This window comes from Aeromonas sp. 6P, from assembly GCF_051919525.1.
Taxonomy (GTDB): Bacteria; Pseudomonadota; Gammaproteobacteria; order Enterobacterales; family Aeromonadaceae; genus Aeromonas; species Aeromonas veronii.
In genome coordinates, this window is the sequence record NZ_JBQBEO010000002.1 from 799,919 (window position 1) to 825,792 (window position 25,874).

23 protein-coding genes and 7 tRNA genes are annotated in these 25,874 nt (G+C 58.8%); 18 read left to right on the forward strand and 12 right to left on the reverse strand.

Annotated elements, in window-relative coordinates:
* Window positions 1-4: 4 nt before the first annotated feature.
* Window positions 5-2,449: an LPS assembly protein LptD gene (lptD, locus tag ACTG2J_RS03935; protein ID WP_113740481.1), complete on the reverse strand. Its 2,445-nt coding sequence runs from the start codon at window positions 2,447-2,449 to the stop codon at window positions 5-7.
* A 174-nt stretch (window positions 2,450-2,623) separates the two neighbouring features.
* Here lptD and ACTG2J_RS03940 point away from each other — a divergent pair, with 174 nt between their 5' ends.
* The 4 genes from ACTG2J_RS03940 (at window position 2,624) to ACTG2J_RS03955 (ending at window position 6,613) form a co-directional block, all read left to right on the forward strand.
* The gene (locus ACTG2J_RS03940; protein ID WP_439997219.1) at window positions 2,624-3,634 is read left to right on the forward strand and encodes an aminoglycoside phosphotransferase family protein; all 1,011 of its coding nucleotides are present in this window, start codon (window positions 2,624-2,626) and stop codon (window positions 3,632-3,634) included.
* Window positions 3,631-4,299, forward strand: coding sequence for an N-acetylmuramate alpha-1-phosphate uridylyltransferase MurU (gene murU / locus ACTG2J_RS03945; RefSeq protein WP_439997220.1), 669 nt, complete (start codon window positions 3,631-3,633; stop codon window positions 4,297-4,299). Before ACTG2J_RS03940 ends, murU begins: the two co-directional genes overlap by 4 nt.
* A 19-nt stretch (window positions 4,300-4,318) precedes the next feature.
* On the forward strand, window positions 4,319-5,152 hold the full coding sequence (gene djlA / locus ACTG2J_RS03950) for a co-chaperone DjlA (RefSeq protein WP_021231926.1): 834 nt from the start codon (window positions 4,319-4,321) through the stop codon (window positions 5,150-5,152).
* A 132-nt stretch (window positions 5,153-5,284) separates the two neighbouring features.
* On the forward strand, window positions 5,285-6,613 hold the full coding sequence (locus ACTG2J_RS03955; protein ID WP_439997221.1) for an IS4 family transposase: 1,329 nt from the start codon (window positions 5,285-5,287) through the stop codon (window positions 6,611-6,613).
* A gap of 57 nt (window positions 6,614-6,670) precedes the next feature.
* On the opposite strand, the gene ACTG2J_RS03960 is transcribed toward ACTG2J_RS03955, so the two are convergent.
* The gene (locus ACTG2J_RS03960; protein ID WP_201908601.1) at window positions 6,671-8,122 is read right to left on the reverse strand and encodes an aminoacyl-histidine dipeptidase; all 1,452 of its coding nucleotides are present in this window, start codon (window positions 8,120-8,122) and stop codon (window positions 6,671-6,673) included.
* A 946-nt stretch (window positions 8,123-9,068) separates the two neighbouring features.
* Here ACTG2J_RS03960 and gpt point away from each other — a divergent pair.
* The 5 genes from gpt to ACTG2J_RS03985 all read left to right on the forward strand — a co-directional run bounded on the left by gpt (window position 9,069) and on the right by ACTG2J_RS03985 (window position 14,003).
* Window positions 9,069-9,536 (forward strand): xanthine phosphoribosyltransferase, encoded by a 468-nt coding sequence (gene gpt / locus ACTG2J_RS03965; protein ID WP_005339007.1) that lies wholly within the window; start codon window positions 9,069-9,071, stop codon window positions 9,534-9,536.
* 172 nt (window positions 9,537-9,708) lie between these two features.
* A complete protein-coding gene (frsA, locus tag ACTG2J_RS03970) occupies window positions 9,709-10,977 on the forward strand; it encodes an esterase FrsA (RefSeq protein ID WP_005349360.1) in 1,269 nt (422 codons plus the stop codon).
* Between the two features lie 62 nt (window positions 10,978-11,039).
* Window positions 11,040-11,432 carry a sigma factor-binding protein Crl gene (crl, locus tag ACTG2J_RS03975; RefSeq protein WP_005339003.1) on the forward strand — a complete coding sequence of 131 codons (393 nt, stop codon included), beginning with the start codon at window positions 11,040-11,042 and terminating at the stop codon, window positions 11,430-11,432.
* Between the two features lie 179 nt (window positions 11,433-11,611).
* A complete protein-coding gene (gene proB, locus ACTG2J_RS03980; protein WP_021231923.1) occupies window positions 11,612-12,715 on the forward strand; it encodes a glutamate 5-kinase in 1,104 nt (367 codons plus the stop codon).
* Between the two features lie 34 nt (window positions 12,716-12,749).
* On the forward strand, window positions 12,750-14,003 hold the full coding sequence (locus ACTG2J_RS03985; protein WP_110303420.1) for a glutamate-5-semialdehyde dehydrogenase: 1,254 nt from the start codon (window positions 12,750-12,752) through the stop codon (window positions 14,001-14,003).
* A gap of 96 nt (window positions 14,004-14,099) precedes the next feature.
* Here ACTG2J_RS03985 and ACTG2J_RS03990 read toward each other — a convergent pair whose 3' ends face one another.
* The 5 genes from ACTG2J_RS03990 to rsgA are packed head-to-tail and all read right to left on the reverse strand — an operon-like array spanning window position 14,100 to window position 16,934.
* Window positions 14,100-14,489 (reverse strand): hypothetical protein, encoded by a 390-nt coding sequence (locus ACTG2J_RS03990; RefSeq protein WP_179902459.1) that lies wholly within the window; start codon window positions 14,487-14,489, stop codon window positions 14,100-14,102.
* Between the two features lie 2 nt (window positions 14,490-14,491).
* The gene (locus ACTG2J_RS03995) at window positions 14,492-14,743 is read right to left on the reverse strand and encodes a DUF2960 domain-containing protein (RefSeq protein WP_005338984.1); all 252 of its coding nucleotides are present in this window, start codon (window positions 14,741-14,743) and stop codon (window positions 14,492-14,494) included.
* The gene (locus ACTG2J_RS04000) at window positions 14,733-15,002 is read right to left on the reverse strand and encodes a VF530 family DNA-binding protein (protein ID WP_005349372.1); all 270 of its coding nucleotides are present in this window, start codon (window positions 15,000-15,002) and stop codon (window positions 14,733-14,735) included. Before ACTG2J_RS04000 ends, ACTG2J_RS03995 begins: the two co-directional genes overlap by 11 nt.
* Entirely contained in the window at window positions 14,999-15,871 is an 873-nt protein-coding gene (asd, locus tag ACTG2J_RS04005; RefSeq protein WP_201989641.1) for an archaetidylserine decarboxylase, read from the reverse strand. The genes ACTG2J_RS04000 and asd overlap by 4 nt, the downstream gene beginning before the upstream one ends.
* Window positions 15,872-15,899: 28 nt before the next feature.
* Window positions 15,900-16,934 carry a small ribosomal subunit biogenesis GTPase RsgA gene (gene rsgA, locus ACTG2J_RS04010; RefSeq protein ID WP_041202348.1) on the reverse strand — a complete coding sequence of 345 codons (1,035 nt, stop codon included), beginning with the start codon at window positions 16,932-16,934 and terminating at the stop codon, window positions 15,900-15,902.
* A gap of 91 nt (window positions 16,935-17,025) precedes the next feature.
* On the opposite strand from rsgA, the gene orn reads away from it, so the two are divergent.
* From orn to ACTG2J_RS04050, 8 genes are all read left to right on the forward strand, one after another.
* The gene (orn, locus tag ACTG2J_RS04015; RefSeq protein WP_064341069.1) at window positions 17,026-17,571 is read left to right on the forward strand and encodes an oligoribonuclease; all 546 of its coding nucleotides are present in this window, start codon (window positions 17,026-17,028) and stop codon (window positions 17,569-17,571) included.
* Between the two features lie 178 nt (window positions 17,572-17,749).
* A tRNA-Gly gene (locus ACTG2J_RS04020) sits at window positions 17,750-17,825 on the forward strand.
* Window positions 17,826-17,862: 37 nt separating this feature from the next.
* Window positions 17,863-17,938 (forward strand) — tRNA-Gly (locus ACTG2J_RS04025).
* A gap of 33 nt (window positions 17,939-17,971) precedes the next feature.
* A tRNA-Gly gene (locus ACTG2J_RS04030) sits at window positions 17,972-18,047 on the forward strand.
* A gap of 25 nt (window positions 18,048-18,072) precedes the next feature.
* Window positions 18,073-18,148, forward strand: a tRNA-Gly gene (locus tag ACTG2J_RS04035).
* A 24-nt stretch (window positions 18,149-18,172) separates the two neighbouring features.
* Window positions 18,173-18,248 (forward strand) — tRNA-Gly (locus tag ACTG2J_RS04040).
* Window positions 18,249-18,272: 24 nt separating this feature from the next.
* Window positions 18,273-18,348: transfer RNA gene (locus tag ACTG2J_RS04045), tRNA-Gly, on the forward strand.
* Between the two features lie 24 nt (window positions 18,349-18,372).
* Window positions 18,373-18,448: transfer RNA gene (locus tag ACTG2J_RS04050), tRNA-Gly, on the forward strand.
* Between the two features lie 229 nt (window positions 18,449-18,677).
* Here the strand turns inward: ACTG2J_RS04050 and ACTG2J_RS04055 are convergent.
* From ACTG2J_RS04055 to ACTG2J_RS04065, 3 genes are all read right to left on the reverse strand, one after another.
* Complete coding sequence (locus ACTG2J_RS04055; protein WP_005338972.1) at window positions 18,678-18,887, reverse strand: cold-shock protein; 210 nt, start codon at window positions 18,885-18,887, stop codon at window positions 18,678-18,680.
* A gap of 274 nt (window positions 18,888-19,161) precedes the next feature.
* Window positions 19,162-19,830 carry a LysM-like peptidoglycan-binding domain-containing protein gene (locus ACTG2J_RS04060; RefSeq protein ID WP_194496624.1) on the reverse strand — a complete coding sequence of 223 codons (669 nt, stop codon included), beginning with the start codon at window positions 19,828-19,830 and terminating at the stop codon, window positions 19,162-19,164.
* 99 nt (window positions 19,831-19,929) lie between these two features.
* Window positions 19,930-22,032 (reverse strand): methyl-accepting chemotaxis protein, encoded by a 2,103-nt coding sequence (locus tag ACTG2J_RS04065; RefSeq protein ID WP_194496623.1) that lies wholly within the window; start codon window positions 22,030-22,032, stop codon window positions 19,930-19,932.
* A gap of 274 nt (window positions 22,033-22,306) precedes the next feature.
* On the opposite strand from ACTG2J_RS04065, the gene gltX reads away from it, so the two are divergent.
* Window positions 22,307-23,722, forward strand: a complete 1,416-nt coding sequence (gene gltX / locus ACTG2J_RS04070) for a glutamate--tRNA ligase (protein ID WP_005358376.1) — start codon at window positions 22,307-22,309, stop codon at window positions 23,720-23,722.
* Window positions 23,723-23,894: 172 nt separating this feature from the next.
* Here gltX and ACTG2J_RS04075 read toward each other — a convergent pair whose 3' ends face one another.
* Together ACTG2J_RS04075 and ACTG2J_RS04080 are read right to left on the reverse strand one after the other, a co-directional pair.
* Window positions 23,895-25,238, reverse strand: a complete 1,344-nt coding sequence (locus tag ACTG2J_RS04075) for an NCS2 family permease (RefSeq protein WP_194496622.1) — start codon at window positions 25,236-25,238, stop codon at window positions 23,895-23,897.
* 264 nt (window positions 25,239-25,502) lie between these two features.
* Window positions 25,503-25,832 carry a hypothetical protein gene (locus tag ACTG2J_RS04080; protein ID WP_439988977.1) on the reverse strand — a complete coding sequence of 110 codons (330 nt, stop codon included), beginning with the start codon at window positions 25,830-25,832 and terminating at the stop codon, window positions 25,503-25,505.
* Window positions 25,833-25,874 lie beyond the last annotated feature (42 nt).

Consider the following 25,874-nt stretch of genomic DNA (forward strand, 5'->3'; position numbering starts at 1 on the left):
AGCATCATTGCTGGCCTTTCAGATTAAACGGGCGAACATAGGGCAACAGCTCGGTATCCAGGGTGACGCTGCGGCCACCGGTACCCACGCTGCCAAGTCCCTTCATTTCAAACTGCAGACCAATGACTTTTTCCGAAGTGGGCTTCAGGGTGACGTTGTCCGGCTGATTGTGCCACTCCAGGCTCATGTTGATGCTCCAGCAGCAGGAGTCGTATTTGACACCGATCTTGCGGTCAATGTTCACATCCTGCTTGATGTCACGGTAGTAACCGCCATACATCTGCCACTGATCGGCGATCGGCGCCATCATCACCAGACCCGCCTGGCTCAGATCTTCTGCCAGCGCCGTGTTGGTCGGATAGCGATAGTCCAGGTTGCCATCCTTGATGTAGCGGTAGTTGACCTGAGTGGTCAGCTTGCCGGCCCGGTACTCGACTGCACCGTTGCCAGCCGTAAATTCACCCTCGGAGGTATCGTACTGGGTCCCCGCGTGGGCAAACCACTCATCGGTGATCCGGGCATCCCCCTCGAACGAGAGCAGGGAGCGGGCGTTGGTGCTTTCCGGATTTGAAGGGTAGAGGCGCACCTTGGGTGGTGTCATTTCGAAGGCCTGGGCCACCGCCAGACGCAACCGTTCATCACCCACATTGTCATAGACCCGGCTGGTCAGGCCAACGGTGACCCGGTTGGCATCGCTGATGCGGTCGAGACCGGCAAAGCGGCGGTCACTGAACAGGCTGTAGTAATCCTGACGGGTGGTGGTGGAGTCGTAGATCCCGATCTCGTCCTGGTTTTTATAAGGGATATAGAGATACTGAAACTCAGGCTCCAGGGTCTGGGTGCCCTTGCCATCATACCAGTCGAGCGGCCGATCGAAGTTGACGCCCCCCTTGAGGCGGAAGGAGGGCAGAGTACGGGTAATGGTGCCCTCTTTCAGGGTCAGCTGTTTGCTGTCTGCATCGGTGAAGCGGCTGCGGTCCTGGCTAACCAGATTATCGGGTACCTCCTGGTTGTAGGAGGTAAACATCAGTTTGTACTGACTGGTCAGGTAGTAACCCGGTGCATCCACCAGGGGCACGGTCAGGGTTGGCGCCAGATGCAGGCGGGTAGCGGTATAGCGCTCACCTGCTTGCAGAGTGGCGGCACTGCCACTGTCATAGCCAAACTTGGTCAGTTCACTGTTCCAGGCCAGATCGAACCACTTGCCTTGCTGATAGTAGTTGTAGTCGATACGCGGCAGCATCTCGTGGGGCAGCAGCGCATATGGGCTCAGGATCTGGTAGCGGCGCACCTCGGAGGTGAGGTTCCAGTTAGGCTGGTAATAGCCGGCGGTAAAGGATTGCTGCAACTGGCTGTCGACCTGAGTGCCCACTTGCGGGCTGAAGTCGTTGAAGTAGTTGTAATCCTTGTCGCGCACCTGGGTGTAGTCGATACCAAAACGCAGGCTGCCATCCATCAGGGCGGAGCCGTGACGGACGTTCATCAGGTAGCGATGTCCATCGGACAGGCCAGCCAGACTCGGATTGCTCGGGCTGTACTGCTTGTCATCCGCCAGATTTTCAAAATAGAGGGTGCCGGTGTGGGCGGGGTCCGGCATGTAGCGGAACTCCACCTGTTCCATCAGGCCGCGTTTATCCATAAAACGGGAGGTGATGGTGGCATCGTAGTTGGGAGCTATGTTCCAGTAGAAGGGCTGGGTGATATCCATGCCGTTGCTGGAGCTCTGCTTGTAGCCCGGGTAGAGCAGACCGGTCTTCCGCTCATCCTTGATGGGGAAGTTGATATAGGGGAAGTAGAACACCGGGTAGTCATAGAGCCAGAGGCTGGCGTTCCAGGCTTCGCCGAACACCTCTTTCTGGTCGATGTCGATGCTGCCTGCCTTGAGGGTCCACACTTCCTGACCGGGGGGGCAGGTGGTGTACTGGGCCCCCTCCATGGTGATGTTCTGGTTGTTGTTGGTCATCACCACGCGCTTGGCAAAGCCGCGCACCGGTGAGCCATGCACCTGATACTTGCCCTCTTCCAGCTCGGAGTTCTTGGTATCCAGGTTGGATTTGAGTGTCTTGTCGCTGGTGACGGTTACCTGACCGTCGTTGTAATAGATGTTGCCGATGGCGATGACATCCCGGCTCTTCTGGTCGAGCTGGGCATAGTCGGAGTCAAACTTGCGAACACCCTGACGAACCTTGACGTCACCTTCATAGACGGCGGTGCCGCCCTGTTTGGCCTCGAGACGGTCAGCATCAACCTCGACCGGCTGTGCGTTGGCATCCTGATCCGATGCAGGCTTCTCTATCTTGGGAACATAGTCATAGCAGAGACTATCGAGAATGCCGGTGGCTGGCGGCGCTTCGAACGGAGCCGCCTGCACCATCATAGGGGTGAGTGCGGGGGCCAGGCTGATAGTCAGGGCGATGGGATAGCGGTACCCCAGTGTCCATTTTGTCATGTGAAAGACTCGTGCAATCCGTGATAGATACGGTTGATCCAAGGCATGCATTTTACGACAGGTTTCATCGAGTTGACATTGCATGTCATTGCTTTATGTTAGCCGGCAATGATAAAGCATTATTGCGGCCAGGGCTAACAGCCAAGTGCTGCTTTCCACCTTGGTCCTCTACTTATGCACGATCGCGATTCCCTGCTATTGCAGTGGGCACGCCGTATTTCCGGTGATGCCAATCTTCAGTTGACCCTCATTTCCGGTGATGCCAGCTTCCGCCGCTACTCTCGTGGTGGTGGTCTGGTGTGGGTGGATGCCAATCCGAAAACCGAAAAAAATCATGAATTTGTTCGTAACGCGGCGGCCTTGCAGGCGCGTCAGCTGTTGGCGCCAGAGGTGAAGGCGGTGGACTACGAACAGGGGCTGCTGGCGGTCAGTGATCTGGGCGATACCCAGCTGATCAGCTGCCTGAACGAGCACAACGTGCTGGCCTGGTATGGCAAGGCGATTGATTTGCTGCCCCGCCTGGGGGCGGTTGAACTGGCGCTTGAGCCCTTCGATGCCGCCTTTATGGCGCGGGAGAACAGCATTTTCCCCGAGTGGCTGCTTGGCCATCATCTGCAACTGACCCTGAGCGACGAAGAGCAGCAGTTGCTCGATGAGACTTTTGCCTGTCTCACTGCCTGTAATCTGTCTCAGCCGCAAGGGGTGATGCACCGTGACTTCCACAGTCGCAACCTGATGGTGTGCGGTGGAGACACTCCTGATAGCAGCGAACTCGCCATCATCGATTTTCAGGATATGGTCATCGGGCCGCTTACCTATGACTTGGTTTCCCTGCTGAAAGATTGCTACGTGCGCTGGCCGGACGAGGTGATCGATGAAGGGATGCGTCACGGCTTTGCCACCCTGCAACAGGCGGGTCTGCTTGGCGAGCTAGATTATGCCAGTTTCCGTCGTGATGCCGACCTGACCGGCATGCAGCGACACCTCAAAGCGGCCGGAATCTTCACCCGGCTCTATCATCGCGACGGCAAGTCCTGCTATCTCAAGGATATTCCCCGTACCCTTGGCTACGTGGTGGATGTCTGTCGCACTCACGGTAGCGCCTATCCGGTATTGGCCCGTTTTGGTCAGTGGCTGGAGCAGGTGGTGTTGCCGGGGATCGCCAATGCTGGAGTTAAATCATGAAGGCGATGATCCTGGCCGCTGGCCGTGGCGAGCGGATGCGCCCGCTGACCGACCTGCTGCCCAAGCCGCTGCTGGCGGTGGGGGGCAAGCCGCTCATCGTTCATCACATCGAAAAACTCAAAGCCGCTGGCGTGACCGAGTTGGTCATCAACCACGCCTGGCTTGGCCACAAGCTGGTTGAGAGCCTTGGTGATGGCCGTGCGCTTGGCGTGACCATCCACTGGTCAGCCGAGGAGAGCGCACTGGAGACCGCGGGCGGCATTGTGCAGGCGCTGCCGTTGCTGGGCTCTGACCCCTTTTTGGTGATCAACGGCGATACCTGGCTCGATCTTGATTATCACACTCTGGTCAGCCAGCCCCTTGGCGATGATTTGGCCCACCTTTGGCTGGCGCCCAATCCGCCTCAGCACCCGAACGGGGACTTTGCCCTGCAAGAAGGGCGAGTCGTGGATACGCCAGCGTTTACCTTCAGCGGGGTCGGACTATATGATCCGGCGGCCTTTGCCGGTCTCGCGGGCGGCGCCCGCAAACTGGCACCCCTGCTCCGTGACTGGATGGCGCAAGGGCGGGTGGGCGGCAGCCTGCTCGCTGGCGAGTGGCGCGATATCGGCACGGTCGACCGTCTGCGCGAGCTGGATGACCAGCTCCAGGCCCGCACTCATTAACTTCAAGAGGTCTTGAACCATGCGTATTTGGGGTAAGGTGCTGGGCGCCTTCTTCGGTTTTCTGCTCGGCAATATCATCGGCGCCCTGATTGGCCTCTGGATCGGCCACCGTTTCGACCGTGGCATGGGGCTGCAGGGGGCGTTTCGTCGCGGTCCGAGTCAGGAGCAGCAAGCCGTCTTCTTCCACGCCACCTTCTCGGTGATGGGTCACATCGCCAAGTCCAGCGGTCAGGTGACCGAACAGGAGATCCGGGTTGCCTCCAACCTGATGGATCGGATGCGGCTGGCGGGTGAACAGCGTGCTCGGGCACAGGAGTCATTTCGTCTCGGTAAAGAGGCCGACTTCCCGCTGCGCGAGACCCTGGCCGAGTTCCGCCGTGCCAGTCTCGGCCAGCGCGACATTCTGCGCTTCTTCCTCGAGGTACAACTGCAGGCGGCCTTTGCCGACGGGCGGGTAGAGGAGGGCGAGCGCGCCATTCTGCACACCATTGCCGACGAACTGGGCTTCAGCCGCATCGAGCTGGCCCGCATTCTGGCGATGGCCGAAGCGCAGATGAACTTCTTCAATCAGGCCCATGGCCAGTATCAGGGGGGCCATTCCGGTGGCCAGCAGTATCGGCAGGCGGCACCCTCTGCGGAGCGCCTCAAGAATGCTTACCAGTTGCTGGGGGTGAGCGAGAGCGACAGCGATCAGGATATCAAGCGCGCCTACCGCAAGGAGATGAGCAAACATCACCCGGACAAGCTGGCCGCCAAAGGGTTGCCGCCGGAGATGATGGAGATGGCCAAGGAGAAGACCCAGGAGATCCAGCAAGCCTGGGAGTGGATCCGCGAGGCCCGCGGCATCCGGTAAGCGCCAACGTCAGGTTGGAACAGACAATAAAAAGCCCCGCAGCAGTGCGTAATGCTGATCAGTTAAGGATCCATTGACCGATCCTTCTGTTGTGTGAAAATCCGAAGCCTGTTGATTGGTTTCGGATTTTTTATGCGTATCGCTCACGCTCTCGACTTCCTCCACGCCAGCAATGCTGCCCAGTTTGAGTCACTCTCAGACCTCATTGCTCCTGAGCTCATCACCACTCTGCTCGCCGAAGAGGATGTCGCTACCCTGCGCCGTCGCCGTATGCCCATGGAGCGACTAGTCTGGGCCATCATCGGCATGGCCATCTTCCGCCACGTCCCCATGACTCAGCTGGTCAATCAGCTCGATATCCTGTTGCCCGGCGACCGCCCCTTTGTTGCTCCCAACGCCTTTCTGCAAGCTCGCCAAAAACTGGGGGACAAGAGCATCGAGCGGCTGTTTCACGAGACCGCCTCTCTCTGGCACCAGCAGGCCAATCATCCCGGTTGGGCCGGGCTGCAACTGCTTGCCGTCGATGGCGTGATGTGGCGCACCCCCGATACCCCGGACAATGCCGCTGCGTTTGCCAAACCCGGTACTCAACATGGGGAGACCGCCTATCCGCAGGTACGCATGCTCTGCCAGATGGAGCTGACCAGCCACCTGCTTGTTCAGGCTGTCATGGAGAGCTGCGCCGTCAACGAGATGGTGTTGGCCGAGCAACTCATCGCGCGTACACCGGACCACTCGCTCACCCTGTTCGACAAGGGGTTTTACTCGCTCGGTTTGCTCCACGCCTGGCAAACCACTGGCAGCGAGCGCCACTGGCTGCTGCCACTCAAAAAGGGCACGCAATACGAAGTGGTGCGCAAGCTGGGGCGTCAGGATGTGCTAGTGCGTCTCAAAACCAGTCCACAGGCGAGGAAGAAGTGGCCGCACCTGCCAGAGACACTAGAAGCCCGCTTACTGACCCGCACCATCAACGGCAAAGAGCGGCAAGTGCTGACCTCGATGGTCGACCCGATGCGCTTTGTGGGCGCCGATATCGTCGACTTGTATGGTCATCGTTGGGAAATCGAGTTGGGCTATCGGGAGATGAAGCACAGCCTGCAACAGCACCGGCTGACCCTGCGCAGCAAGAAGGCGGCGGGGATACGGCAAGAGCTGTGGGGCGTGCTGCTGGCGTATAACCTGCTGCGCAGCCAGATGGTAAAGATGGCGGCGAGTCTGAAGGGATACACGGCGAGCCAACTGAGTTTTCACATGGCGTCGGTCTATCTCATCCATGAACTGAGCTGCATGCCGTACCTGTCACCGGGGAGCATCCCGAAGCGGGTGGCAGAGCTGGAGAAACAGGCGGGGCAGTTTGTATTACCGGAGCGAAGGGAGCGGAGTTACCCCCGCAGTGTGAAGGCAAGACCGCAAAAGTATGCGGTGCAAAAAGCCAATAAAAACAATGCCAGTCAGGCTTAACTGACTGGCATTACGCAGCAGTGCGGGGCTTTGTTTTGTTGTTTTATCCGGGCTGGCTTACTTGGCCGGAATCGCTTCCAGCACGTGCACCAGCAGTTGCCAGAAACGCTCGACCGCCGGGATATGTACCTTCTCGTCAGGGGAGTGGGCCCCGCGGATGGTCGGGCCGAAGGAGACCATGTCCCACTCCGGATAGGCGCTCTTGAACAGACCGCACTCGAGGCCGGCGTGGATCACCATGACGTTGGGCATGGTGCCGAACAGGGTCTGGTAGCTATTACGTACCAGCGCCATGACGGGGGAGTCCACGTTCGGTGCCCAACCCGGGTAGGCACCGGTGAATTCGCAGCTGGCGCCTGCCAGGGTGAACAGGGAGCGGGTCATCTGCTCGATGCTCTCGCGGCCGGAGTCAATCAGGGAACGGATCAGGCACTGGACGTACACTTCGCCATCCTGAGTCTTGATGACCCCCAGATTGGTCGAGGTTTCGGTCACGCCGGGCATGGCATCGCTCATGCGCATCACGCCGTTCGGGCAGGCCATCAGGGCATCCAGCAGGCGCTGCTGCAGGGAGACGCTCATCAGCTTGGCCGGTTTGGCGGCGCTGTTGACCAGCACGGTCAGGTTCGGCTCGGTGGCGGCCAGTTCGGTCTGGTAGATCCCGGTGTAGCGGTCAACCAGCGCCTTGAACTCGTTCACGCTGGCAGCGGGCACCAGCAGGGTGGCACGGGCTTCGCGCGGGATGGCGTTGCGCAGAGTGCCGCCGTGGATCTCGGCCAGACGAACACCCAGCGGCTCGGCTGCTTTGAGCAGACGTACCAGCAGCTTGTTAGCGTTGCCACGGCCGCGATGGATATCGCAACCGGAGTGGCCGCCACGCAGCCCTTTCACGGCCAGCTCGAACGCTTCGCCTTCGCTGGCGTCAACCAGCTCGAGCGGGAAGCGGATATTGGCATCTACACCGCCAGCGCAGCCCATATAGACTTCGCCATCCTCTTCGGAGTCGGTGTTGAGCAGAATTTCGCCCTCCAGCCAGCCCGCTTCCAGACCGAATGCGCCGGTCATGCCGGTCTCTTCGTCGGTGGTCAGCAGCACTTCCAGCGGGCCGTGCTTGATGGTCTTGTCAGCCAGCACAGCCAGACAACCGGCCATGCCGATGCCGTTGTCGGCACCCAGGGTGGTGCCACGGGCCGTGACCCACTCGCCATCGACATAGGCATCGATGGGATCGTTGGCGAAGTCGTGTTTGGTGTCGGCGTTGGCCTGCGGCACCATGTCGATGTGGGCCTGCAGTACCACGGCTTTGCGGTTTTCCATCCCCGGGGTGGCCGGTTTCTTGATGATGATGTTGCCGACCTTGTCCTGCTTGACCGCCAGACCTTCTCCCTGAGCCCATTGGATGATCCAGGCGCTCAGTTTGGCTTCATGTTTGGAAGGGTGGGGGATGGAGCAGATCTGTTCGAAGAAATGCCAAATCAGTTTGGGAGAGAGAGAGCTAAGCTGTGCCACGTCGGGACTCCTTACCAGCACGGAATTAACAGGGCCCCATCAGCGGGCCGGGGAAGAGGATAACGATAATACAGTCAATCACACAAAAATGTGAGCAATCAGCGCAAATCGCAGGCAGCTTGTGCTGGCTAATGGCAACCAGGCAGTACGATCGTCAGGTTCGGACGACGCTGACCGATAGAAAAGAAAATGTGTGACCGACCTCACAAAAATATTGAATTTAATGCACCGACTGGTAAATTAGCTCCCGTGGTTCGCCACCCGTCAGGATGACGATGAAAGCCTCCAGGGAACCGAAGCAAAGCAAGTGCGCCTCCATGGAACCGAGTGTTCGTTCAAGGATTTGAGCCCGCATAAAGGTACGTAACTTGTTAAGCAATCAGGAGTTTCAATATGCCAGGCAGCAACTCAACCTATTGGTTTGCCCCCTCTTTGTATACCCAGGGTTTCAGCTACCCTAACCCCTTCGTCACTCGTCGCTAAGACGAGCTGCCCAACCAGGCAGAGGCGAGAAAGCAGCAGGTGCGTGAGGTAAATCCTCCCCCTGCTATTTTTTTATCTGCGATTTGCCGCATAGCCCATTAGGACTCGGCAGCAGGGATGACAGGTTAGTCGTTTGGCGCTCGAGATGTGCCGAATGGAGAGGGTGATGCCGATTTTTCCTGTTTTTGGCATACGTTTGCCAGGCATTTTCTCTGCAAACGGTGCTATCATATCGGCCCAACAGCCTGTCCGCGGTTTGGACACTTCATCTAACCGATCGCCGGATAAGCCCATCTTGCTTCCATTGTTATCAGATTTGCTGCCGAGGCTTAGCCCTGAGGCAGCCGAAGTGCAATCTGAATTCAGTCGGGCAAGGGCCGCCATTTAGTGGCATCCGCAGGGATAATTGCGGATGTTGTGATTTTAAGTAATTGTTTTTAAATAACTATTCGAGATCGATAACATGCCGAAAAAGTTCTATGTGTCGTGGGACAACCTGCAACGTGAAGCTCGCCGTCTGGCCCGTCGTCAGCTGCCTGTCAGCCAGTGGAAAGGTATCATCGCGGTCAGCCGTGGTGGCCTGGTGCCCGCAGCCCTGATGGCCCGTGAACTTGGCATTCGTAATGTGGAAACCCTCTGCATCTCCAGCTATGACCATGACAGCCAGCGCGAGTTGGTGGTCGTGAAGGCTGCCACCACCGCCGGTGACGGCGAAGGCTGGCTGGTGGTGGAAGATCTGGTGGACACCGGCACTACCGCCAAGGCGATCCGCGAGCTCTACCCGAAAGCCAAGTTCATCGCGATTTTCGCCAAGCCGATGGGCGAAGCGCTGCTGGACGATTTCGAAGTGGCGATCCCGCAGGATACCTGGATCGAACAGCCGTGGGATATGGCACTGGAGTTCGCCACACCGATCTGCGACGAAAAGTAACAGGATCGGGATGTGACGCTCGCTGCGTCCATTGGTCGCAACCGGCAATAATGGTTTCACAGGGCTCCAATTTGGAGCCCTGTTTTTTTGTGTATCAATCTGTTGCAGGGTGGCTGATGGGCAGTAAAAGTGGTTAAGATGAGCTATTGCCTGATATGAATGGGACACTATCTTGGACTTGAACGAAGACCTAAACCTGACCGAACAGCTCTTTACCCGCGTCAAGAAGGTATTGGAAACATCCGAGATCTCCAACTCCAGTGCGGCTGATCTGGCGCAAGCCGAGTCAGACGAGATGTTTATCGACGGATCCATGTCAAAGAGCTGGTATCGCTTGCTGCGCCGCCCCTCCTGGACCTGGCAGGGGGCTGATCCCATCGAAGTGGAGCAGACCCTGGCCCGTATCGCCATGGCGACCGGCGAGCGCACCCACGATTGCTATCTCGATACCATCAAGGGCTATGTGCCCGGCAACTGGATCTACGAGTGGAGCCAGGTGGCTGGCAACTATTTCAAGCAGGGCCGCGAACTGCGCGAGAAGGGTGATCCTTCTGGCGCCTTGAAACAGCTGCTCAAGGCGGTGCGCTACTACTCCATCGCCAGCTATCCCCATCTCAAGGATGACGAGCTGGCGGATCAGGCCCAGCTGCTTGGCAACATGGCCTATCGCGAGGCGGGTCGCCTGTTCAAGGTGCCGCTCAAAGAGATCCAGGTGCCTTTTCGCGGCAAGCATATTCAGGGTTATCTCCACCTGCCGACGACCGAAAAACCGGTGCCGCTGGTGATCATCAGCGGCGGGATCGACTCCTTGCAGCTCGATTTCCTCAACTTCTATCTCAAACGGCTCGAGCCCAACGGTATCGGCATGCTCTCCCTCGATATGCCCGGGGTTGGCTATGCCGAGCATTGGCCGCTGGTGCAGGATACCAGCCGTCTCCATCAGGCGGTGCTCCATTATCTCTCCGAAGTGGCCTGGGTCGATCATCAGCGTATCGCCATGGTGGGGATGCGTCTGGCGGGCAATATCGCAGCCAGACTGGCCTTTATCGAACCCTTCAAGCTGCGCACCGTGGTCTGTGTCGGCGCCGGGGTCAATCAGGTGTTTACCAATCAGGAGCTGTTTGCCAAGTGCCCGCGCATGATGCGGGACAGTCTGGCCAACCGGTTGGGGGCGGATGCGGCGCAGTGGGACGGCATGCGTACCAAGTGCCAGGTATTTTCACTTAAAACGCAAGGATTACTGGGGACTCGCACCTCTGTGCCGATATTGAGTATTGGACACAAGCGAGATTTTATTTGTCCCGAGCAGGATGTACGGGCATTGGCGGCGGCCAGTCGTAACGGCAAGGCCATCGTTTTCGACAAACAGCCTTTGCTGGAGGTGTATGACAAGGCACTGGACGAAATCGTCGAGTGGCTGAAACAGCATTTGTGTACCTGATATTGCGCTAAAGAACTGACGCCATCCCGAGGTGGCGCGGCTTGTTTAACAGGGAGGTTAACATGTCTGAAAGAGTGACCTACAAGCGACTGCTGAGGCAGTTTGCTGCCATTGGCCCCTATTTGCGCGAAGATCTCTGCGAAGAGGGGCGTTATCGTTTCGACTGTTTGTCGGTCTGTGTCAGCGCCAAGCCGGCGCCGGACAAACGGGAGTTCTGGGGCTGGTGGCTGGTGTTGGAGCAGGACGATCACCATTTCCGTTACCACTATCAGCTTGGTTTCTACAATGCTGATGGCGAGTGGCTGGACAAGCCGATCCCCAAGAAGCACCAGGTAGAAGTGGAGCGGACCCTCAACCGTTTCTACAAGCTCATCAGCGACAAACTGACGGCTCTGGAGTGCCAGTTAGCGCCAGCGGATCAGGTCACCAATGAGTTGACCGTGACCGCTGCTTGATCCCTGATGCCTGGCGAGCAGCATCCCGCTGTTTGCCGGGCCATCAGTCAGCCATCTCCCCTTCCGCCCGCAATCATCTGGGCATTTGCTTCATCTCCTCACCCCGGCGTTAATTGCCTTGCAGGGCTCCATGGCCGTGGGTATAAAGATATTCCTTACTTTTTAGCCTTTATGCTCCCATGGAAAACAGAACCATAGTCGTCAAGTTGGGCACCAGCGTGCTCACAGGGGGGTCTTCCCAGCTCAATCGTGCCCATATGGTCGAGCTGGTCAGACAGTGTGCGGCCTTGCACCGTCACGGCCATCGGGTCGTGGTCGTCACATCAGGAGCTATCGCCGCCGGGCGTGAACATCTGGGTCACCCGCCACTGGCGCCAACCCTGCCCAACAAGCAGATGCTGGCGGCGGTTGGTCAGACCCAGCTGATTCGGGTATGGCAGGATCTGTTCAACCTCTACGGTCTGCATATCGGCCAGATGCTGCTGACCCGCGCCGATCTGGAAGATAGGGAGCGCTACCTCAACGCCCGCGACACCATGCGCACCCTGCTCGATCACCGCATTATTCCGGTCATCAACGAAAACGATGCGGTGGCGACCGCCGAGATCAAGGTCGGCGACAACGACAACCTCTCCGCACGGGCCGCCATTCTGGCGGATGCTGACCTGCTGATCCTGCTGACTGACCAGAAGGGGCTCTTTACCGCCGATCCGCGCACCAATCCCGACGCCCAGCTCATTGAAGAGGTGCAGACCATCGACGATACCCTGCGCTCGCTGGCGGGTGACAGCGTCAGCGGCCTCGGCACCGGCGGCATGGCTACCAAGCTGCAGGCCGCCGATGTGGCCCGTCGAGCTGGTGTCAACGTGGTGATCGCGACCGGCCAGATGCCGGAGGTGATTGGCCGTCTTGCCAAGGGTGAGCGGATTGGCACCCTGTTTCCCGCGCTGGCGTCCCCGCTGGAAGGACGCAAGAGCTGGATCCTGGCAGGTCCACCTCCTCACGGCGAAGTGCATGTGGATCAGGGCGCAGTGGCCGCCATGAAGGAGAAAGGCTCCAGCCTGCTGCCCAAGGGGATCGTAGCGGTCAGGGGCGACTTTATTCGGGGCGATGTGGTGCGAATTCTTGATCCCAAGGGCGCCGAGCTGGCGCGCGGTATCTGCCGTTACGACCATCTGGAGCTGGAGAAGTTGCGTGGCGTCCACTCGGATCAGATTGAGCAGGTACTGGGCTATGGATATGGTTCAGTAGCCATCCATCGAGACGATATGGTGCTGCTCTAATCAGGGCGGCACGGCATGAACAAAGGGAAATGAGATGAGTCTGGAGAAAATGGGGCAGGCGGCCCGTGAAGCCGCCTATCAGCTGGCTACCATCAGCACGGCGCAGAAGAATCGGGCGCTGGCCGCCATCGCCGACGAGCTGGAGGCGCGCAGTGAGCAGATCCTCGCCGCCAACGCGAAAGATATCGCCGCCGGCCGTGAGGCAGGCTTGTCAGAGGCGATGCTGGATCGCCTGCTGCTCAATCCGGCCCGGCTGGCCGGTATCGTGGCAGATGTGCGCAAGGTGATCACGCTGGACGATCCGGTCGGCGCCGAAATGGATAGCCGGGTGCTGGAAAATGGCCTGCGTCTCTCCCGTCGTCGGGTGCCCATCGGGGTTATCGGCGTCATCTACGAGGCGCGCCCCAACGTCACCATCGATATCGCCAGCCTCTGCCTCAAGACCGGCAACGCCAGCATATTGCGTGGCGGGCGCGAGACCTTCCACTCCAATCTGGAGCTGGTGCGGGTGATCCAGCATGCCTTGGCGGCCTCCGGTCTGCCCGAGGCGGCGGTGCAGTACATCGACAACCCGGATCGGGCGCTGGTCGGCGAGCTGCTGCGCCTCGACCGCTATGTGGACATGATCATCCCCCGTGGCGGTGCCGGCCTGCACAAGATGTGCAAGGAGAACAGCTCCATCCCGGTCATCATCGGCGGGTTCGGTATCAGCCATATTTTCGTCGACGAGAGTGCCGATCTGGTGCGCTCTCTGGCTGTTATCGACAACGCCAAGGTGCAGCGCCCCTCCGCCTGCAACGCCCTCGATACCCTGCTGGTACACGAGAAGGTGGCTGCTACCTTCCTGCCGCAGCTGGTGACGCTGATGAACGAGCGCAAGGTGACGCTGGTGGCCGCGCCCAATGCCATGGCGTTGCTGACTGGCGCGGACAACCTGTGCGAGGCAGGGCCGGAGGATTTCGATACCGAGTGGCTCGGGCTGACCCTGGGGGTCAAGCTGGTGGCGGATGTGAACGAAGCGCTGGCCCATATGCGCGAGCATAACGCCGGCCACTCCGATGCCATCCTGACCAACGATCTGGCCAACGCCGAGCGTTTCGTCAATGGAGCCGGTTCGGCGGCTGTCTATGTCAACGCCTCCACCCGTTTCACTGATGGTGGCCAATTTGGTCTGGGGGCTGAAGTGGCGGTGTCGACCCAGATGCTGCATGCCCGTGGCCCCATGGGGCTCACCGAGCTCACCAGCTACAAGTGGGTAGGGCAGGCCGATTACCTCAGCCGTGCCTGATAACAGGCTGTTGCAAAAACAAAAATGCCGACCACAGGGTCGGCATTTTTTTCGCTGGCATCGCGCCGATACCACGCCGTGCGCTATTCCTCGGGGTTATTCCCCGTGATAGAGCGCCTTGTCACCTGATTTGAGCACATAACCCTTCCAGATGAAGAGGGTGTAGCCGCTACCCTGCCACGACCAGTTGCCCTCTGCACCTTGACGGGTCAGCGCAAGCAGCTCGCCGCTTGGTAGATGCAGTTCGGCCTGCGTCTGATCGGCATTAAACAGCACGAAGGCGCTGCTGGTCTGGCTGGCATCGGTTGGATTGAGCCGGATACCCTCTTCAAACAGGCGCACACATTTGCCTGTCAGTGCTGACCACTGATAGCCCGCACTGCCGATACAGCCGTGGCTGTCGCGATCGCCGCCCACCAGATGTTGTTCCGGTGTACTGCAAGCCGCCAGCAGTAGAGAGGCGGCCATCAGGGTCAAGGTGCGCATGGTTACTCCTGCAGATCCCGTTCGATGACGATGTTGGAGAATCCCAACTCTTTGAAGTAGTTCTCCTGGTAATCCTTCACGCTTTTCTTGTCACGGCGACAAACCTGAGCCAGCTGGGCCTCCATGGCGTGAAAACTGGTGAGATCCAGCCCTTCGGCAGCAGCGATGGCGTCGTAGATGCTGCGGAACTTGTCGTTCGCGTAGCCGATCTCTTTGGCCTGTTTTTTATAGGTGTACGTAATCTTAAAGGCCATCTTGCCCTTCCTTCTTCGATTTGGCTTGCTTGCGCTGGACGTAGAGATAGAGGCTTTCGACCTTCTCCCTAGCCCAGGGGGTCTTGCGCAAGAACTTCAGGCTGGACTTGATGCTGGGATTATCGGTGAAGCAGCGGATATTGATCTGCTGCCCCAGCTCTTCCCAGCCGTAGTGTTCGACCAGCGCGGTGACGATGGCTTCCAGCGTCAGCCCGTGCAGCGGGTTGTTCTTCTGCGAGGCGTTCGGTTGCTCGCTCATGCCTGCTCCGCCAGCTTGGCAAAGGGCTGACCCATGCGGGTGGTGACGCCATTAGCCAGATGGGGTTCGAAACCGGCCAGCATGCCCGGGCCAAACAGGCAGACCACGGTGCTGCCCAGCTTGAACAGGCCCATTTCGGCGCCTTTCTGCAGGGTAATGGCCTCGTCGCCGGTATAGTCCCAGCGCACCACCTTCTTCTCTTTGGTCGGCGCAATGTTGCCGGCCCAGATGGTCTCGATGCTGGCCACGATAGTGGCACCGACCAGCACCAGCGCCATCGGGCCGTGCGGAGTGCGGAAGGTGGCGACCACCCGCTCGTTGCGGGCAAACAGGTTGGGCACGTTCTCGGCGGTGAGCGGGTTGACGGAGAAGAGATCCCCCGGCACGAACACCATGCTCTCCAGCACACCGTCCAGCGGCATGTGGATGCGGTGATAATCCTTGGGCGCCAGATAGATGGTGGCAAAGTCGCCATCCTTGAACGGCGCCACCAGATCCTCATAGCCGCCCAGCAGTTCGCGGGCGCTGTAGTCGTGGCCCTTGGCCTGGATGATGCGACCCTGCAGGATCGGGCCAAGCTGGCTGACGGTGCCATCCACCGGCAGCGCCAGAGTCATGGCATCTTCTACCACGGGACGGATACCGGGCTTGAGCTCGCGAGTGAAGAACTCGTTGAAGCTCTTGTAGTGGGCCGGGCTCTCGTGCAGCGCCTCGCTCATGTCGACCTGATACTGCTTGATAAAGGCCTCGATCACTTTGGTGGTGATGTTGCCCGCTTCGGCGGCGGCAAACTTGCCGATCAGACGGGAGAGGGCGTGCTTGGGCAGACAGTATTGACCGGCAATTTTCAGGTTGTCAGTAATGCTCATGTTCATCATCAACGTAGGTTTATTAGGGTCACAGGCGCGCTTGCTGGCGACCGTGACGGGCTTCCTGCATGGTTTCCAGGATGCGGTGATAGTTGTGGAAGCGATCGGCGCTGATGGCGCCCGCGTCGACTGCGGCGCGCAGGGCACAGCCGGGATCGTCCTTGTGGGTACAGTCGCGGAACTTGCAGCCACCCAGGTAGTCGCGAAACTCGACGAAGCACCAGGTGATGCGGTCGGCCTCCAGATGCCAGAGGGCGAACTCGCGGATCCCGGGGGAGTCGATGAGATCGCCACCGCTTGGGAAGTGGTAGAGTCGCGCCGTGGTGGTGGTGTGCTGGCCGAGCCCCGAGTTTTCGGAGATCTCGCCGGTCAGTACATCCAGCCCCGGCATCAGGGCGTTGGTGAGCGACGACTTGCCCACCCCGGACTGGCCGACGAAGATGCTGATCTTGTCGGTCAGGGCTGCCTTGAGTTCATCCAGCCCTTCGCCGCTCTCGCAGCTCACCAGCAGCACCTCGTAATTGAGCTTGCGGTAGGTTTCGAGCTGGCTTTCGATGCGCGCTCTGGCGGCATCATCGAGCATGTCGACCTTGTTCAGCACGATGAGGGGGCGGATCTCCACATCCTCGGCAGCTACCAGATAGCGGTCGACGATGTTGGTGGAGAACTCGGGCATCACCGCCGAGACGATGATGATCTGGTCGATGTTGGCTGCGATGGGTTTGACCCCGTCGTAGAAGTCCGGCCGGGTTAGTACCGAGTGGCGCGGATGCACCGCCTCGATGACGCCCGCTGTCGCGGCATTGAGGCCGGGACGCCACACTACCTTGTCGCCACAGACCAGACTGCTGATGCTGCTGCGCCGCAGGTTGCTGCGGTGGATGGTGCCATCGACCGCTTCCACGTCTGCGTGCTGACCAAAACGGCTGATCACCACCCCTTCGATGGCGGGGCCAAACAGGGTGTCATCCACCACTGTGGTGTGATCTTTTTGCAGCCGCCGTTCGCGGTTGGCCTGGACGCGCCTTTGTTGACCCAGATTGAGTTTTGCTTTCTTTGCCACTCGATTCGCCAGTTTATGAACAGATCCAAAGCCAGTATGATACATGCAAATTGGCAAAATTCCGCCATTCCTCCCAATAGAGAGAGCAATCATGACAGTCAGCGCGCAGAACCTGGTATGGATCGACATGGAGATGACGGGTCTCGACCCCGAAGAGAACGTGGTACTGGAGATTGCCACCATAGTCACCGACAAGGATCTGAATGTACTGGCCGAAGGGCCGGTTATCGCCATTCATCAGAGTGATGAAGAGCTGGCCAAGATGGACGACTGGAACGTCAACACTCATACCAAGAGCGGTCTGGTGGCCCGGGTCAAGGCGAGTCAGCACGATGAGGCGAAAGCCATTGCCGAGACCCTCGACTTCATTCGCCAGTGGGTGCCGGAGCGCACCAGCCCGCTGTGCGGCAACAGCATCGGTCAGGATCGCCGCTTCATGGTCAAGCACATGGCCGAGCTGGAAGCCTTCTTCCACTACCGCAACGTCGACGTCAGCACCATCAAGGAGCTGGTACGCCGCTGGCAGCCGGAACTGCTGGATCAGTTCAAGAAGAGCGGCACCCACCAGGCGCTGGACGACATCCGCGAATCCATCGCCGAGCTGCAGTTCTATCGCAGCCACGTCTTCAAGATCTGATTCCCCGGCAAGGGGTTGTCATACTCTGGCTGCTAAAATCGACAGTTCGGCCAGCTTTTGAGCGAACGCGCGCAACCAGACAAAAAAGCCCTTGCAATTGGAATGACTGCTCTTATAATTCGGCTCCCGTACAGTAGCGCAAGCAACCAAATGCTGTACGGCCTGTTTTAAGGTAGTTGCGGGAATAGCTCAGTTGGTAGAGCACGACCTTGCCAAGGTCGGGGTCGCGAGTTCGAGTCTCGTTTCCCGCTCCAAAAATCTGATGATGACACTGGTGCAAACCAGCCCGATGCGGGAATAGCTCAGTTGGTAGAGCACGACCTTGCCAAGGTCGGGGTCGCGAGTTCGAGTCTCGTTTCCCGCTCCAATCATCAGCCAGCCTCAAGACAACCAAATTGTTGCGGGAATAGCTCAGTTGGTAGAGCACGACCTTGCCAAGGTCGGGGTCGCGAGTTCGAGTCTCGTTTCCCGCTCCAAAAAATTTGTAAGTGATATTCCGATGCGGGAATAGCTCAGTTGGTAGAGCACGACCTTGCCAAGGTCGGGGTCGCGAGTTCGAGTCTCGTTTCCCGCTCCAATCACTTGTAAATGACATTCTGTTGCGGGAATAGCTCAGTTGGTAGAGCACGACCTTGCCAAGGTCGGGGTCGCGAGTTCGAGTCTCGTTTCCCGCTCCAAACATTTGTAAGTGACATTCCGTTGCGGGAATAGCTCAGTTGGTAGAGCACGACCTTGCCAAGGTCGGGGTCGCGAGTTCGAGTCTCGTTTCCCGCTCCAATCACTTGTAAATGACATTCTGTTGCGGGAATAGCTCAGTTGGTAGAGCACGACCTTGCCAAGGTCGGGGTCGCGAGTTCGAGTCTCGTTTCCCGCTCCAATCTCTCTTCGAAGTTTTCATAATCCCTTTGAATTGCCCTTCACATCGCGCTGCGATGCTTTGTCGTATCTGGCGTTTACTCAGCGTGTCTCAGCCGCCTTCTGCAAACAGGGGGGGGACTCTGTGGGCTGATCGAGGCAAGCGGTTGTGACAGGTGGTGGAAGGCGAGAATTGCGGGCAAAAAAGAGGAGGGGCCTTGGCTCCTCCTGCATGATTCACTGGCGCGGGCTTAGACCAGAGTAACGTTCTCAGCCTGAGGGCCTTTTTTGCCCTGGGTCACAGTGAACTGGACTTTTTGACCTTCAGCCAGGGTTTTGAAACCGGTGCTCTGGATGGAGGAGAAGTGAACGAATACGTCCGGACCTTGGGATTGTTCAATAAAGCCAAAACCCTTGGTTTCGTTGAACCATTTTACCTGGCCGGTGCGAATGTCAGACATGTGCTAAATCCTATCAATAACAAAATGAAACTAAGCCCGTGCTGGGCTGCATTTGCCTTGCAATCAGGGGTTGGCTCATGACTGACCACGTCTCTTTGTCCCAGTAGCACGTAGAACAATCCCTGTCTAAAGCACAAACGATTGTACGTTAGCGCCGATCCTTGTCAATTTGACCCCTTTCGTTTTTTGAACAAGCTAAAAATATTGTGAAGTCAGTAGCTTATTTGAAGATATTTGACTGAAAAAAACGGGAAGCCAGCGCCTCCCGTTTTTGTTATTCCTTGAGGGCGAACCCTTCGCCCTGCCGGTCGTAGCGGTAGACTGCCTGACCGTAGGAGCGGATCTCCACCCGCTGGATGCGGCGGGTGTCGTCCACCAGGATGAAGATAGAGCGGCCCGATTGCAGGCGGGTCAGGGGGCGATCCGGCCCCTCAATGGCGATCAGGCGGCTCAGCTCGGCACCCGGCAACTCGAATTTACGCCAGATGGAGTAGAGGGTTTCACCCGCCTGCACATCGTGTTGCAGCCAGGTACCGTTGACCTTCTCTTCGACTGGTTTGGCTGCCGCGGGAGCACTACCTGCCGCGCCATTACCGACAGTTAGAGCTTGAGCAGGTACGGCCAGCGGCACTTCCAGCGAGCCGGAAGGGGCGGCTTTGGGTGCAGATGGTGCCGGCTCCCAGGCCAGTACCAGCAACCAGAGCGGGATCAGGATCAGCAGACCTATGGTGTTTTTGCGGGGCAGCGGGCTGGACAGCTTGAATTTGCCTGCTTTGGCATCCTGGCGGCGTTGGCCGAGTTTGCTCATCCCTTGGCCAAAACGTTGGCGCAGGGACAGGGTCGCGGCATTGATGCGATGGAGCAGGGATCCTTGTGATTCGTCTTGGCGACGCTGCTGGGCTCGTCTGTTATGGCCTCGTGGGCGACGGTCCGGGGTGGGCACGGCATTTACCTCTCACTACATTGCCTGCCATCAGGCAAATTCATCGCCTATGGTAAACGGACTCGCCCCCGAGGGGGAGAGTCCTGAAGCGGAAAATTATCAGCTGAGACGAAATTGACCCAATAATTGCTGCAATTTGTCGGCCGCCTGACGCAAAGCCTGACTGGCTTTGGCCGTTTCGGTCGCATCCTGAGCAATGTCGTTGGCCAGTGCGTTGGTTTTTGACAGGTTGCCGGAGACGGTTTCTGAGACCGAGCTCTGCTCTTCGGCGGCGGAGGCGATCTGATAGGTCATGTCGTTGATGGTGGAGATGGCCTGGTAGATGCTGCCGAGCGCCTCTTCCGCCAGATCCGCCTCGCCCACCGCCTGATGGGTCAGCTGCTGGCTCTGGGTGATGGCGTTGACTGCATTGGTGGAGCTGAGGCGGATCTTCTCGATCAACTCCTGGGTGTTCTGCACCGCCTGCTGGGTATTGCCCGCCAGTTTGCGCACCTCGTCGGCGACCACCGCGAAACCGCGCCCCTGCTCACCGGCCCGCGCTGCCTCGATGGCGGCGTTGAGGGCCAGCAGGTTGGTCTGATCGGCAATCCCCTGAATGACGGTGAGGATGCTGGTGATCTGGGCGCTGTCGTGAGCCAGCCCTTCCACCACTTCGGCCCCTTTACCGGCTTCTGCCGCGACCTTGTGCATCGACTGGATCACCTGCTGGAAGCGCTCCTTGCCCTGATCGGCAGCGCTTTGCGCCTGTTTGGCCGAGTCGGCGGTATTGTTGGCGTGGGTGGCGACCTCCTGACTGACGTAGGACATCTCCTGTACCGCGGTCAGCATCTGCTCCATCTCCGCTTGATGGTGCTGCAGGTTGTTGTCGGTCTGACCGGCGATGCGGTCGGTATCACCGGCATAACGGTTCACCTCGCTGGCAGTCTTGAGCACATCCCCGAGCAGCCCTTGCAGCTTGTCGATAAAGCGGTTGATCCCCTTGGCGAGATCCCCCAGCTCATCCACCGAGCGGGTTGCGAGACGTTTGGTGAGATCCCCTTCACCATCGGCGATGTCATCCACCAGGCTGACCATCTGACGGATGGGGCCGGTGATGCTGCGGGCAATCACCAGCATGGTGGCCAGCGCCAGTACCAGTACGATAACGGCGCCCACCAATTGCTGGGTCACCGCGGCCCGGTTCATCTCATTGAGCTGGCTCTCCAGCTGATCGGCCCCCGCTAGTACCACCTTGTAGGGCAGGGTGACGATGATGGCCCAGTTGCGGCTCATTCCCGGCACCATGATGGGGACGGAAATACGGAATGACTCGTCCAGCTCCTGACGCTGAACTTCCGGTTTCAGGTACTGCTGCCACTGGTTGCCCAGCACCTTACTTGCGCTGCTACCGAGCAGGCTGGCATCGCCGCTGGTGCCTGTGATGACACCGGCGGCGCTGACGATCAGGGTTTCGCCCTTGCCGTCATAGATGTTGCTGTTGAGGCTCTTGGCCTGACGACTGATGGAGTCCACCGCCAGATCCAGCGCGGCGATCCCCTTGAACTGACCATCCACCATGATGGGGGTGGTGATAGTGCTCACCAGCACCTGTTGGCCGTTGATATCCACCTTGAAGGGATCGATGAGGCAAGAGCGTCCTTCCCGTTTCGGGCAGGCGTAGTAGTCGTTGGCGGGATTGCCGAATTCGTCCGGGTCGGTTTTTTCGATGGAGAGCAGCAGATCGGTACCGATTTGCTCCTTGTCGCGATAGAAGTAGGGCACGAAGCGCCCCTTGTCGTCACTGCCCAGCGCACTCTGGCCAGCAAAGCTGGCATCCTGACCGTCGAAACCGTTGGGCTCGAAGCCGGCAAAGGCGCCATAGAGCTGGGGCTCCAACGCCAACTGTGCTTTGAGCAGGTCGGTGGCCTGCTGGCGATCCAGCGGCAGTTTGCCCTGTTGTTGCAGGGCGAGGGCGCTGGCCATCTGCTGGGTGTAGGAGAGCCCTTTTTGCAGCAGTTGGGTGATGGTGGCCGCCTCGGCGCGGGCATTGGCGCTGACCTTCTGCCATGCCTCCTGCTGCAGCGCTTCACGGCTGGAGCTGATGGTGAGTTGTTGGGTCTGTTGGCCGGAATATTGGTTGAGCAGGATCAGAATGACCAGGGCTGCGGTCATGGCGATCCCGGCCATCACTAGAATGCGATTCTGGATAGAACGGAACTGCATCGTCTCTTCCTTGTTCGTGAGAAGTGTGGTGAGCGTTGTTTGGGTATCGACCGGAGGAGGCAGCTCTCCAGCATTGTGCATAGCAAATCGGAAACGGGGCTTCTGTTTTGCGATCCTCTTCAAATATCGGGCTACAGATGCAAATGGCGACAGATTTAATCCCCTACTTTAGCCCGCCATGGCGTCATGGTTTTCCCATCCGTGATTGTCGGTGCTAAAATGCGACGGTTTTTTCTAACGAATTGGCCCAAGGCCCTCTACACAAGGCTTAAAGATGAAAGTCAAAACCCGTTTTGCTCCCAGCCCGACCGGCTTTTTGCATGTCGGCGGTGCCCGTACCGCACTCTATTCCTGGTTGTTTGCAAAGAACCAGGGCGGTGAGTTCGTGCTGCGTATTGAGGATACCGACCTGGAACGTTCCACTCAGGAGGCGATCGACGCCATCATTGAGGGCATGGAATGGCTGGAGCTGAACTGGGATGAGGGTCCCTACTACCAGACCAAACGCTTTGACCGTTACAACGGTCTGATCGACGAGATGCTGGCCGATGGCCGCGCCTACAAGTGCTACTGCTCCAAAGAGCGTCTCGAAGCGCTGCGCGAAGGACAGATGGCCAACGGTGAGAAGCCCCGTTATGACGGCAAGTGCCGCGACCACGCCCATGATCACCCGGCCGATGCGCCGCACGTGATTCGCTTCCGCAACCCGACCGAAGGCTCAGTGGTGTTCGATGACCACGTCCGTGGCCGCATCGAGTTCGCCAACACCGAGCTGGACGATCTGATCATCCGCCGTACCGACGGCGCCCCGACCTACAACTTCTGCGTAGTGGTCGATGACTGGGATATGGAGATCACCCACGTGGTGCGTGGTGAAGACCACATCAACAACACCCCGCGCCAGATCAACATCTACAAGGCGCTGAACGCGCCGGTGCCGGAATTTGCCCACGTCTCCATGATCCTGGGTGACGACGGCGCCAAGCTCTCCAAGCGCCACGGTGCTGTCTCCGTGATGCAGTACCGCGACGACGGCTACCTGCCGGAAGCGCTGCTGAACTATCTGGTGCGTCTGGGCTGGTCCCACGGCGATCAGGAGATCTTCACCCTCGACGAGATGATCAAGCTGTTCAGTCTGGATGCTATCTCCAAGTCCGCCTCTGCCTTCAACACCGACAAGCTGCTGTGGCTGAACAACCACTACATGCGCAGCCTGGATCCTGCTTATGTTGCCAAGCATCTGGCATGGCACATGGAAAACCAGAAGATCGACACCAACAATGGGCCGGCGCTGGCCGAGGTAGTCACCCTGCTGGCCGAGCGCTGCAACACCCTGGTAGAGATGGCCGCTCAGAGCCGCTACCTGTTCGAAGATTTTGAGGCGATCGACGAAGCGGCTGCCAAGAAGCACCTGCGTGGCGTCGCTGCCGAGCCGCTGGCTCTGGCCAAGACCAAGCTGGCTGCACTGGATAGCTGGACCACCGAAGCGCTGCACGAGCTGATTGAAGCGACCGCCGCCGAACTGGGTCAGGGTATGGGCAAGGTTGGTATGCCGCTGCGCGTAGCCGTCACCGGTCTGGGTCAGTCTCCTGCTATCGACGCGGTAATGGCGTTGGTAGGTAAAGAGCGTGTTCTCGCTCGTATCGACCGCGCACTGGCTTACATCGAAGCCCGCATGGCTGCCGAGTAAGTGCTGCCGATGTGGCAGACGAGGGGATTACCCCGCTTTGCCACATACTGAATAGCAAAAATCCGAAACCACTGGTTTCGGATTTTTTTATGGCCAGCGCACAGGTCGAAAATACTTTGGATAAAAAAATGCCAGTCAGCTGACTGGCATTTTTATTGGGACAGAGTGCCGCTTAGTGGCTGTCGACCCAGACGAACTTGAGGACGAACAGCAGGGCTACGACCAGCACGCAGGGGTTGATTTCGCGCCAGCGGCCGGTGCCCGCTTTCATCACGCAGTAGGAGATGAAGCCCACGGCGATCCCCTCGGTGATGGAGAAGCTGAACGGCATCATCACCGCAGTCATGAAGGCCGGTACCGCTTCGGTCAGATCTTCCCACTTCACCCGGGTCAGCTCGGAGCACATCAGCACGCCCACATAGATGAGAGCACCAGCGGCGGCGTAGGCCGGCACCATGGCGGCGACCGGAGAGAAGAAGATCGCCAGCAGGAACAGGATGCCGACCACGATGGCGGTCAGACCGGTACGGCCGCCGACGGCAACGCCGGAGCTGCTCTCGATGAAGGCGGTGACCGAGGAGGTGCCCATAAAGGCGCCGCCGACCGAGCTCACGCTATCGACCAGCAGTGCCTGCTTCATGCGCGGGAAGTGGCCCTTGTCATCGGCCAGCTTGGCGCGGTTGGTGACGCCGATCAGGGTGCCGGAGGAGTCGAACAGGTTGACCAGCATAAAGGAGAAGATGATCCCGGCGAGGCTGATGTCGAGCGAACCCATCAGATCCAGCTGGCCGAACACCGGCTCGATGCTGGGGGGCATGGAGACGAAGCCCTTGAAGGTGACATCACCAAACAGCCAGCCCAGCGCCGTAGTGACCACGATGGCGATCAGCACGGCGGAGTGGACGCCGCGGGCGGAGAAGATGCAGATCAGGAAGAAGCCGAGCAGACCCAGCAGGCAAGGCAGGGAGGTGAGGTTGCCCACGGTCACCATAGTCGCGGGGCTGGCCACGACGATCCCGGCATTGTGCAGACCGAGCAGGGCGATCAGCAGACCGATACCGGCGGTGATACCGACCCGCAGGGTGAGCGGAATGTTGCCGATCAGCCAATAACGCACCCGCAGCAGGGTGAGGATCAACAGACCCATGGCGCCCCAGAAGATGGTGCCCATACCCACTTGCCAGGAGTAGCCCATACCGGCCACGACCACGAAGGCGAAGAAGGCGTTGAGGCCCATGGCGGGTGCCAGCGCGATGGGCAGGTTGGCGAGCAGACCCATCAGGATGCTGCCGATACCGGCGATGAGGCAGGTGGTGACAAAGACTGCCTGGGTGTCCATGCCTGCCGCAGAGAGGATCTGCGGGTTGACGAACACGATATAGACCATGGTCAGGAAGGTAGTGATGCCGGCGATCAGTTCGGTGCGGGCGTTGGTGCCATGGCCCTTCAGGGCAAACAGACGCTCAAGCAATCCTTGCCCGGCAGCCTGTGTGGGGGCCTGTTGTGGTTGATTCATGTTGGATTCCAATAGGTGACGTGAAATAAGCAGCAGGGGAACGGGCTATCCCATCCATGCGGGGTAAATTGCCCTGTTTCTGGCGGTTAAGTAACCAGACTCGTCCTGATACCGTGACAGCGCGCACATTTTTACACAGGCGGCGCCGTTTACAAACCCCGGATCTGCGAAGCAGATCAATGAATAGAGTAAAAATTCAAACGTTTGCTTTTTGAGCATGAAAAAAGGTTCTCAGCAGAGAACCCCTTATCGAAAATTGGGGGCTTACAGGGTTTTGAAGTAGCGCTCCACCAGCTGGGCCAGCACCGAGTCGAGCCGGTCTTGTAACTCACCCAGCTCGCGGCCGAAGCGGCGCAGAAAGAGGCTTGCTTGCTCTTCGGTTAGCTTGCGCCCCTCGATAAAGAACTCCTGCTCCGGCAACTGTTTGTCGTAGCGGGGGATCAGCACCCAGCTCACCAGCTCGGGCTCCACGGCGGCAAAAATCTTGGCGGCAGCGGCACAGAAGGTCTCTATGTGCTCCTTGCCATCCGGCCCGAGGCAACCCGGTTCAACCCGGATCTGGATGGTGAGTTTTTTCTCTATGGGGGTCGTCATCGTGCTACATCCATGCAAAGGCATCCGTCTAGGATTGTAAGT

What these genes read in the sequence shown, in the direction of transcription:
- lptD (WP_113740481.1), bottom strand. Translation starts at nt 2,449, where the DNA reads ATGACAAAATGGACACTGGGGTACCGCTATCCCATCGCCCTGACTATC.
- ACTG2J_RS03940 (WP_439997219.1), top strand. Translation starts at nt 2,624, where the DNA reads ATGCACGATCGCGATTCCCTGCTATTGCAGTGGGCACGCCGTATTTCC.
- murU (WP_439997220.1), top strand. Translation starts at nt 3,631, where the DNA reads ATGAAGGCGATGATCCTGGCCGCTGGCCGTGGCGAGCGGATGCGCCCG.
- djlA (WP_021231926.1), top strand. Translation starts at nt 4,319, where the DNA reads ATGCGTATTTGGGGTAAGGTGCTGGGCGCCTTCTTCGGTTTTCTGCTC.
- ACTG2J_RS03955 (WP_439997221.1), top strand. Translation starts at nt 5,285, where the DNA reads ATGCGTATCGCTCACGCTCTCGACTTCCTCCACGCCAGCAATGCTGCC.
- gpt (WP_005339007.1), top strand. Translation starts at nt 9,069, where the DNA reads ATGCCGAAAAAGTTCTATGTGTCGTGGGACAACCTGCAACGTGAAGCT.
- crl (WP_005339003.1), top strand. Translation starts at nt 11,040, where the DNA reads ATGTCTGAAAGAGTGACCTACAAGCGACTGCTGAGGCAGTTTGCTGCC.
- proB (WP_021231923.1), top strand. Translation starts at nt 11,612, where the DNA reads ATGGAAAACAGAACCATAGTCGTCAAGTTGGGCACCAGCGTGCTCACA.
- ACTG2J_RS03985 (WP_110303420.1), top strand. Translation starts at nt 12,750, where the DNA reads ATGAGTCTGGAGAAAATGGGGCAGGCGGCCCGTGAAGCCGCCTATCAG.
- ACTG2J_RS03990 (WP_179902459.1), bottom strand. Translation starts at nt 14,489, where the DNA reads ATGCGCACCTTGACCCTGATGGCCGCCTCTCTACTGCTGGCGGCTTGC.
- ACTG2J_RS03995 (WP_005338984.1), bottom strand. Translation starts at nt 14,743, where the DNA reads ATGGCCTTTAAGATTACGTACACCTATAAAAAACAGGCCAAAGAGATC.
- ACTG2J_RS04000 (WP_005349372.1), bottom strand. Translation starts at nt 15,002, where the DNA reads ATGAGCGAGCAACCGAACGCCTCGCAGAAGAACAACCCGCTGCACGGG.
- asd (WP_201989641.1), bottom strand. Translation starts at nt 15,871, where the DNA reads ATGAGCATTACTGACAACCTGAAAATTGCCGGTCAATACTGTCTGCCC.
- orn (WP_064341069.1), top strand. Translation starts at nt 17,026, where the DNA reads ATGACAGTCAGCGCGCAGAACCTGGTATGGATCGACATGGAGATGACG.
- ACTG2J_RS04055 (WP_005338972.1), bottom strand. Translation starts at nt 18,887, where the DNA reads ATGTCTGACATTCGCACCGGCCAGGTAAAATGGTTCAACGAAACCAAG.
- ACTG2J_RS04065 (WP_194496623.1), bottom strand. Translation starts at nt 22,032, where the DNA reads ATGCAGTTCCGTTCTATCCAGAATCGCATTCTAGTGATGGCCGGGATC.
- gltX (WP_005358376.1), top strand. Translation starts at nt 22,307, where the DNA reads ATGAAAGTCAAAACCCGTTTTGCTCCCAGCCCGACCGGCTTTTTGCAT.
- ACTG2J_RS04075 (WP_194496622.1), bottom strand. Translation starts at nt 25,238, where the DNA reads ATGAATCAACCACAACAGGCCCCCACACAGGCTGCCGGGCAAGGATTG.
- ACTG2J_RS04080 (WP_439988977.1), bottom strand. Translation starts at nt 25,832, where the DNA reads ATGACGACCCCCATAGAGAAAAAACTCACCATCCAGATCCGGGTTGAA.